We start from the raw sequence: 9,646 nt of genomic DNA on the forward strand, positions 1-9,646 counted from the left end.
CAAAATGAATCCAATTATACAAACAATGCTCAATTGGAGGAGGCTGTTGCTGTTGCTAAGTATCAGTCTTTTAGGGGGTTATCATGCTTCAGTGATGGCACAGACATGCCCATCTGGCTGGACGAGTGCAACAGGGACGACCTATCCCATAAGTGCAACAGGCACAGCAACTACGGGTTACGTAAACAATGTTTTTCTTGGAGGTGCCGACGGGAATGTGGTACGAGCCGATGCAGGGATTGTTGTTAACTTTGGACAAAGTTTGGCTGCGGGGGGTACTGTTGAGATTATTGCTTCGGGTATCAACACTAGCAACACAGGGAACTTTAATGTTTCTTTTTCAACCGATGGGATTAATTTTTCTACTGCAACGCTTAAAACTGTACCAGCTAATACGACCTTGGCTAGTTATACGGTCACTGCACCGCAGGCATTTCAATACGTAAAAGTAATTTCGGCAGCCAGTAACTATACCAATTTTGATGTGGTACGTTACCAGGGTACTTATTGTCAGGCACCAGTGGTGAATTATGCTGACTGCGTATCAGGGCAGAGCCAGACGTGGCAATATATTGAGCCAGCTGGAGCTTCTGGGACAGTGGGCATCGTTCCGAACAATGTGATAGATGGTCCAGATGGATTGAACACAGATTTGACGACGTCGGCCCAAAGTGTGGTAGTTAAGTTTGCCAAGGCTTTTGCTATTGGTGATACCATAGAAGTCACAGGGTATAAGTATGTATCTACCCAAGTGGGAGATTTTACAGTATATACTTCTATGGATGGGGTAAACTTTACAGCCTTATCGACACAGGTCTTTACAAATGTGTCTCCCGCTTTTCAGATTTTCAAGTTCCCAGCCACATCGACGTTTCAGTATTTGAAGGTGGTGCGTTCAGGTTCTGGCCAAGTGACCATAGACGCCGTACGGGTGTTTGGGAAGGTGTGTATAAGTACTCCTGCTGCCTGTGCTGCAGGAGAGACAGCAGTGTCCAATGCAAATATATACCCTACAACGGCGACTGGTACGGCTAATTCTGGACTTATTAATAATATATTATTTGGAGGCGCTGATGGGAATGTTGTACGTGCAGATGCTGGGATTGTTCTGAATTTTGGTCAGAGTTTGCCTGCTGGTGGTCAGTTGGAGATTACTGCCTCAGCTATTAACACGACCTCCGCAGGCAATTTCAATGTAACTTTTTCTACCGATGGAATTAACTATTCTGGTTCTACCCTGATTACTATACCCGCGGCGATTAGCACTAATTTACAGACGTATAGATTGCTCGTACCCCAAGCATTTCAATATGCTAAGTTGGTATCTGTAGCAAGCAATTACACGAATTTTGACGCAGTTTCCTATAAAGGAGATTTTTGTAAAAAAGCGGTAGTTAATTATGCGGATTGTAGCGCTGGTCAGAGCCAAGTATGGCGATACATAGAAGCAAGTGCGGCCTCAGGGACATCAACCCCAACCAATATTTTGAAGGGGCCAGACGGGTTAGTATCTAGCATAATTAACTCAACCCAAAATGTAGTGATTAAATTTGACAAGGCATTTGCAACAGGCGATACAATAGAGGTAACAGGATATAAATATACATCTGGGCAAGTGGGTGATTTTACGGTATTTACCTCCATTGACGGGGTCAATTTTACTGCCTTACCGACGCAAATATTTACGAGTGTATCTCCTGCCTTTGAAATTTTTAAAATACCAGCCACGTTGGCATTTCAGTATTTAAAGGTAGAGCGTTCTGGTTTTGGTCAAGTAACAATAGACGCCGTACGTGTCTTTGGGAAGGTGTGTGTGAGCACTCCTGCTGCCTGTGTTGCTGGTGAGACAGCGGTGACCAATGCAAAAATATACCCTACAGCAGTGACTGGTACGGCCACTGCGGGTTATGTCAATAACGTGTTATTTGGAGGAGCTGATGGGAATGTCGTTCGGGCTGATGCTGGTATTGTAGTTGATTTTGGACAAACTTTGGGTAATGGAGGACAATTGGAAATTGTCGCCTCAGGTATTAACACGACTTACACAGGCAATTTCAATGTAACTTTTTCTACAGATGGGGTTAATTTCTCGACGGCGACGTTGATTACGATACCTGCAGCGATTGGGACGAACTTACAAAGCTATAAATTGATAGTGCCTCAGACGTTCCGTTATGCGAAGTTGGTGCCTGTTTCGGGCAGCTACACGAATTTTGACGCAGTGTCTTACAAAGGAGATTTTTGCAAGAAAGCAATAGTGAATAATGCAGATTGTAGTGCAGGGCAAACTCAGGTATGGCGGTACATTGAACCCACGGCTACTGCAGGGGCATCTGCCACTGCAATGCGTGGCGCAGATGGAACTATTGCTAGTTTAACAACTGCGACACAAAGTATAGTAGTGAAGTTTGCAAAGGCACTGGCTTCGGGAGATAGCATCGTTATTGATGGATTTAAGTATGTTTCGAGTCAGGTGGGTGATTTTACAGTGTACACCTCTATGGATGGGGTCAATTTCACGGCAGTGCAAACGGTGATTTTTACCAATAACCCTCCTCTTTTGCAACGTATGAAGGTAGTGGCAATACAAACTTTTCAGTACGTCAAAATTATGAAATCAGGTTTTGGGCAGGTAAGCATTGATGCCGTCAATGTATATGGAAAAGCTTGTGTGGCATCTTCGGGAAGTTGTAATTTGGCTTATACGTTGATGACACCACAGACAGCTACTGGGACGGTTAATTCGGGTACAGCTAATAATGTATTGGCCAAAGACGGTACCGTAGCTGCAATTTATAACGGTCAATCGGTGGTGGTGAATTTTGGTCAGTCGATGTTGGCAGAAGGGGATATTTACGTAGTTGCCAGTTCATTCAACACGTCTTACGCTGGAAACTTCGATGTTTATACTTCGACGGATAACGTGAATTTTACAAAAATTACGACAGGTACCATTGCGGCTACTAATACGACCTTACAAACCTATCAATTCCATATCCCGATTGCTTTCCAGTATGTAAAGATTACCTCAGCTGCTTCTAATTACCTAAAAATTGATTACATAAGTGCTGGAGGTATTTTTTGTCCACCGTGTTTGGTAACGGGTACGGTAGCGGTTACGCAGGCGACCTGTGCTACAAATGGAGGGTCTAATTCGGATGCTAAATTGGTGTTGAACACTTATGGAGGGGGAGCTACCAAGGTTGGCTATTCAGCAGGTAGCAGTTACTCTGGCTCTGGCTTCTCAGCAGCGATGGCTTTGACAACCGCTCCGATGACTTTGTCAGGTACATTGCCGAACCCTACTTCTTTGCAACCTTACACGATTCGGGTATTTCAGGATGCTTTTTGCTACAAAGATATAGTGGTGGTATTGGAACCCAAAATTTGTTTAACAGCTGATTTGAGTTTAACGGTGAGCCCAGCTACAACAAATGGAGCGAAAGGAGATCATTTGACGTACACCTATACACTTACTAATGCTGGACCAGATGCAGCACCAGGGGTGACAGCTTGTATTGTGCTACCGAGTAATACGAAGTTTGTTGTTGCAAAGACGAGCCAGGGTAGTTATGATGCTACTTCAACGATATGGGATTTAGGGACAGTTGCTGTGGGTTCCCAAACCATTACGCTAACAGTAGAGGTAAAATAAGTCAGAAACATTAAAAATGAAGAAGATGAAAAATATATATAGGAAAGCTGAGCAAGCTTTAATTGTGCTTTTCTTCGTGTTGGGTGGTTTGAGGTTAGAATCAATAGCACAGGCTCAGAACACGTGTAAGACTTCTATTGTAGCAGGATGGAAAAACTTTGTAACTACTTCTTACTACAATCCTAAGACAGGAACGTGTGCAGGAGGAGGGTATTATCGATTCTCAAATGATAATACTTTTTTCTGCCCCGAATTTCGTGAAAGTACTTGTGCTAAAGTGTATTTAGGTTCAAAAGCCTCACAGCTTAACCCTGACCATACAGGTTGGCTGCACTTGTTTTTTGCACAAAACTGTAAACTATATGATTGTACTTCAACGGAATTTAACCCAGACAACCCAACCAACTTGTACATTGATTATATCATTCCTAAAGGAACGATTGGTTGCTTGGATAAATTTAGTATTACCCCTGTACAGTCAAATGTTACAAAACCTGTTTTTGAGAAACAGGGAGTTGCCGTTTTTAGGAATGGGGTAAAGATATATCAAGAGCTACAAACCATTGCACCAAGTAATATAAAGTGGGGAACCGAATCTATAGGTACAACCAACACACGGACAGCGACTCCGATGAACTTTGAATTTTCAGGAAATGAGTTCTGCAGTGATGGAACAGAAGAAGTGAAATACAGAGTGGTTTTTGGATATGTTCATTTGGTTGGTAGTATTAATGCCGTAGTAGGATATGATGATATGCTTTTGTATGGTACTTGCGGAAGTGTATTGGCAACTGCTTCTGCCACTCCTGTTACGTGTGGCCGCCTGGGAGATTCCAACAATGATGGAAAAATTACTTTATCCAAATTTACAAGTACCCAACGTTATGATTATGTGGAAGGAAGCTCCTATACAGGTAGTGCCACTTACAATACAGCCAAAGTTATACCGGAGGATGGAATTATAGCGAACAACCTACCTAATCCAAGTACGTCCAAAAAATATACAATACGTGTATTTAATTCTTCTGGTTGTTATAAAGACGTGACAGTAACGTTAGAGCCAAAGGTTTGTGTGCCAGACTGTACACCACCAAGTGAGATTGTCATTACTCCTACCATTGCCAGTTGTACAGGAACAACCCCTAATAATAACGCGACTATAACTGTATCTGGTGTATCTGATGGAGATAAGGCGGGAATTTCTTTAGGGGGAGTCTATGCGGGACCAGCATACGAATCGGCAGTTAGTTTGACAGCGGATGCAGCAACTTTCAGTAATTTGACTAATCCTATAGCTAGTCAAATATATACAATTCGTATTTTTAATGGCAGTAATACTTGCTACGTTGATAAGACGGTGATATTGGAAGAAAACACCTGCGGGCCTTGCAAGAATGGTTATGCACAAATTAAGACATCAGGTGCAGTTGACCCAGATTCTAAGCCAGGAAATGGTTTACCTACAGAGGATGACTTCGTAACTAATAAGACTTGTGTAGATAATACGAATATTGACTTAAAACTTTCTAAAAGCGTAACTCCAACGACAGGGGGAACATGCCCTGTGGGGACAACGTTTACTTGGACGTTAACTTTAACTAACGAAGGAAGCATGATCGCGACAAATATTCAAGTCGCGGATTTAATACCAACAGACCAACTAGCTTTGATTAGCAGCAGTGCAACATCTGGCATTTTTTCTCTAAATGGTGGTTGGCTATTGACTTCTTTAGGTGCTGGTCAAAGTGCAACACTAACATTGACTACTAAGGCATTAAAAGCAGGGGTTATCCAAAATTGTGCTGAAGTGCAAAATGTAACTGAAACAAATGACCCTGATAGCACTCCAGGAAATGGTGTAAATACGGAAGATGATTATGCTTGTGCGACCATTACCATAACGGGGATTAATTCCCCCACATTAAAAAAGGAATTCAGCCCTCAACAGGCCAATGTAAATGTTCCTGTACGTTTGATAGTGACCATTATGAACAATCATACGGCTCCAATCACTTTACAGGAAAATATGGTGGATAGCTTGCCTAACTCGCCAGCACAAATGGTAGTTGCGCCTAATCCCAACCTTCGCACTAATAATGGGTTAGGTGTAGTAGCTGTGGGGGGGGCAAAGTTGTTTTTTATTCCTAAAGGACAGGTATTATTACCAGGAGAGACAATGCTTTCATTAGATGTAGTAGCACCTGCTGAGGGAAATTACTGCAATACGATAGCAAGCGGGGCTCTAAAAACAGTAGAAGCATGTAGTAATGTTGACGAGGCCAAGGCTTGTTTGGATGTTAGTTCTACTCATATTACCCCCCCTCTGGTTAGCAAAAGTTTTTCTACACCACGTTTAGAACCTAATCAGGTAGGCTATTTGACTATTTCAATAGAAAATAGAACTAGTGGAAATATGGTTGTGGCAGAGGATTTTGTTGATATGTTACCTCATGGGTTAGTATTGGCAGCTGGAACTAATACAGGAACTTGTACAGGAGTAAAACCTTTTTCAGAGGGAGATACAATTGTAACAGTAGTACCAGGGACTGTTATTTTACCAGGTATATGTACCATCATTGTGCCTGTCAAAAGTAATACAGTTGGGACTTATTGTAATCGAATTTTTGTTAATGCCTTGCAAGTATTGATTGGAGAAATGGGAATAGGGAATCGAGAGTGCCCAATGGCTTGTATAGAAGTAATTGACACCCCGATTTTCGATTTGGCCTTGACCAAAAAAGTTGCTTTAGGTCGCACAGCAGTCTTAGTAGGTGATACAGTCACGCACAACATCGAGGTTATTAACCAAGGCACGGTGGCGGCCACCAATGTACAGGTGACGGATTATATTCCATCCTCTATGAGCTTAGTGGCCGATGCCAACTGGACGCTCTCGGGTACCAATGCCGTACTGAGCACCCCGATTGCAACCCTAGCAGTGGGTGAGTCTAAGATTATTCCCATTAAACTGAAAATAGTATCTGGGGCAGTGGGTGATACCCTTGTAAACCGTGCTGAAATCAGCAGTGCCACAGGTGGCACCGACATAGACAGCACTCCCGACAATAATTCCACTAACGACGCGGGTGGGCGATATAATAGTCCAAGTGATGATGCTGTCAACGGAAAAGGTACTGGTCAGCCTGGAGACCGAAGCGGTTTAACTGATGAAGACGATGCGGATCCAGACTATGTAGTGATTGCGCAATGTGTTAACAGTAACTTAGCGGCTGGTGTGCTTCTCTCACCAAAGGCTATTCGCAGTCAAAATGATGTGGTCCAGATTACTTTTGGGATAACTAACCCAGGTGGAGTTCCGTTGAGTGGGGTCACGTTTGTTGGGCAAGTTAAGCCCTTTAATCTTCCAAACGCGACGGCCCAGACATTAACGCTGACCAAACAGGGGGATCTCAACAACGACGGTATCATGGATCCCAACGAGTCGTGGCTTTATACGGGTAGTTTCAGCAGCACCTACACGCCAGGGACAGTGTTTGTGGTGACAGGGGAGGCAACAGCTTCATGCGGTAGTGCGACGATCAAAGCCGCCACAGCGGACCTTCTCTACACCGTAGGGGTCAATATGGATGTGGCCATCAAAGACAAATGTTACCAACCTGGCAGTAAACTCGAAGTGGACTTTATAACGCGTTTGCTGATTGATGAAGATGCGGCTTTGAATCCAGGTTCGATTACCATTGGGGGCATTAACATCCCCTTACCTAAACGTCGTTTTGAGGCTCGTGGCTTGATGATTACTATTCAAGGGTTGAACAACAATCAGCCGTTTGATCCCTTCAACCCGCCATCGGGTATCACTCTGACGAAGTTTACAGATCAATCAAATGCCGACGGGGGCCGCAATACGAATAATATTTTGGACGAATCTGACCCAGTAAATACTTATCGAGCGCCTTGTACTGCCTTGGGTCAAGATGACGTAGGTTGTGAGTTTCCTGATTGGGTGTTCCATTTGCAGATACCAGTTCCTGCCAATTACACGGGAAATACCTTCAGCGTAACAGCCTCGGATCAGTTCCAACTATTCCAGTCGGTAGAAGACCCAGCTGGCAGTGGCACCTTCAAACCTTTTGAAGACATCACCCCTGGAGCGGGTGCTGGCGGAGCCGATACCGACATCGTACCAGTGTGTTTAGATATGGCTTTACGCAAGAAATTGGCTACGGGTCAGGCGTCGGTGGTCGCCTCGGGCAGTACGGTGAAATTTACGGTGACGGTCTTCAACCAAGGCAGTGTCCCAGCCTACAATGTGAAATTGGTGGATTATATTCCAACAGGTTTGACCCTGGCGGATGCAAATTGGACGCTAAGCGGCACAACAGCAACGTTGAATACGCCGATTGTGGGCCCGATTGCTGTAGGCGACAGTGCTAAAGTAGATATCAGCTTTACGGTCAATGCGGGCGTGAGCGGGGAGTTGGTCAATCGCGCCGAGATTACAAGTGCGGACGATGACACCGATCCCAACAACACGCCGCCTTTTGACAAAGACAGCCAATACGATACCAATCCGAGCAACGATGCTGGGGGGAAAGAAAAAACAGCTTCAGACGATGCTATCAATGGTACGGGAACAGGTACACCAGGCGATACCAATGCTGCCACGGACGAAGATGATTCAGATCCAGCGGTGATTACGGTGAATAATTGTACTAAGCCAGTGTTGACAGCAGGAAATGTCGTCTGCAATGGCACCACTTACGACATTATTTTCTACAGTAGTGTAAGCAATGTAACCAAAACTGCGGGTAGCGGAACCCTTACCGCTAACGGAGTTATGGGCATCCCGATTGGCACGAACGTAACCCTGACTGCGACCGAAAGTGCGGGCTGTGTGAGCACGCTGACGGTAGAAGGCCCTGCAAGTTGCCCAACTACTTGTACGACGCCATTGCTGACTGTAGGCCAACCGATTTGTAATGGTACAACTTACAGTGTGTCGTTTACGTCGAGCCCTGGGGCATTGGTAACTACAACCAACGGAACTGTGAGTGGCAACAGTATCATCAATATTCCGTTGAATTCGAGTGTAGTGGTGACGTCCACATTGGGCAGTTGTATGGCGAAAGTGGATGTAACTCCGCCTGTGAGTTGCAGTAATCCTTGTGAGAATCCAGGCATCAGTATCAGCGGTCCGCTGTGTAACGCGACCAATACTGGTTATACATTAAATTATATTTTGACATCTGGCGCCACAGTGACTCCTTCGGCGGGTACGGCAAGCAACGGTGTTATCAGTGGTTTGACCTTAGGACAGTCGGTAACATTGACGATTAAAGTATCAGGTTGTCCCGACAAAGTGGTGGTGGTACCGGCACCGTTGTCGTGTCCAGTAGGAAGCCTCGGGGATTATGTGTGGAAAGACACGGACAACGACGGGATTCAGGACAATACCGAAGCGGGCGTAGCGAATGTAACGGTACAGTTGCTGAACAGCAGTGGCACCGTTATCAATACGACGACGACAAATGGTTCGGGCTTTTACAGCTTTACCAATCTACCAGCGGGCAGCTATCAGGTGAAGATTGTGACGAGCAGTTTACCAGCAGGCTGTATCTTATCGACGTTCCAAAATCAAGGCAACGACGATGCCAAAGATAGCGACTTTGACCCAACGACGGGCTTGAGTCAAACGGTGACAATTGACCCTTATGGGGCAGGGTTGAGCAAAGATAACCCGACCATAGATGCTGCGTTATACTCGCCCAAATTTGACTTGGCGTTGAAGAAGACGTTGGCGACAGGCCAAGCTTCGAGTGTGAACCCAGGCAGCACGGTGAAATTCACGATTACGGTTTACAACCAAGGAGAAGTTGATGCGACGTCGATACAGTTGAGTGATTACATACCGACTGGATTGACGCTATCTGATGCAAATTGGAGCGTAAGCAATGGCATTGCGACCTTGAACACGCCGATTTCGAGTTTGTTGGCGGGAGCGAGCACGACCCGCGACATTACGTTTACGGT

The 9,646-nt window shown here is 44.9% G+C and carries 2 protein-coding genes; both read left to right on the top strand.

The genetic code is table 11. From position 1 onward, the window contains the following. Positions 1-4: 4 nt before the first annotated feature. Complete coding sequence (locus AC23N5_RS20655) at positions 5-3,655, top strand: discoidin domain-containing protein (protein ID WP_487757068.1); 3,651 nt, start codon at positions 5-7, stop codon at positions 3,653-3,655. A 25-nt stretch (positions 3,656-3,680) separates the two neighbouring features. Further along, a partial coding sequence (locus AC23N5_RS20660) for an SdrD B-like domain-containing protein (protein ID WP_487757069.1) occupies positions 3,681-9,646 on the top strand: 5,966 nt, incomplete at its 3' end.

The sequence above is a fragment of the Runella sp. R5_40 genome (assembly GCF_057652295.1).